Here is a 621-nt window from a genome sequence, read left to right on the forward strand (position 1 = left end):
GGTAGTAGACCTCGTCGAAGATGTAGCCCTTCGGACTGCTGAGGCCCTGGAAACGCAGGATGCCGGCGATCACCACCACCAGGGCTGTCACCAGCCACGAGTGCGGGTTCAGCCAGTTTTCCAGGGTCGCGAGCCGGCGGCGGACGACGTCGGGCACGCCGCGCACACCGGTGGGCTCCACGGCCGCGGGCGGCTCCGGAGTGAGGTCTGTCTCAGCTGTCGCCGTCGTCACTCCGCGATCCTAGGACGTACGGCTGAGAAGCGAACTCCTGGCATGTGATGGACTTTTCGGCGTGGCAGGCAACGAGCAGGGCCGGGTAGTCCTCGTGGGCGCCCCGCTGGGCAACATCGGTGACGCATCGTCCAGGCTGCGCGAGGTGCTGGCGACCGCGGACGTGATCGCGGCCGAGGACACCCGCCGGCTGGCCCGGCTGGCGCGCGATCTGGGCGTGACGGTCGGTGGGCGGGTGGTGTCCTACTTCGAGGGCAACGACGAACGGCGTACGCCGGAATTGGTGGAAGCCCTGGCCGGCGGCGCGGTCGTCGCCGTCGTCACCGACGGCGGCATGCCGAGCGTCTCCGATCCTGGTTATCGGCTGGTCCGGGCCGCGCTGGACGCCG

General features: G+C 69.9%; 1 protein-coding gene and 1 pseudogene. One reads left to right on the plus strand and one right to left on the minus strand.

Annotation, left to right across the window (positions count from 1 at the left end):
• Positions 1-181: pseudogene (locus tag Ato02nite_RS50960) on the minus strand (phospholipid carrier-dependent glycosyltransferase); the annotation flags it as partial.
• A 112-nt stretch (positions 182-293) separates the two neighbouring features.
• Here Ato02nite_RS50960 and Ato02nite_RS50965 point away from each other — a divergent pair.
• Positions 294-621, plus strand: a 328-nt coding sequence (locus Ato02nite_RS50965) for an SAM-dependent methyltransferase (protein WP_246608267.1), incomplete at its 3' end; no start/stop codon positions are given.

The organism is Paractinoplanes toevensis (assembly GCF_018332695.1).
GTDB lineage: Bacteria > Actinomycetota > Actinomycetes > Mycobacteriales > Micromonosporaceae > Actinoplanes > Actinoplanes toevensis.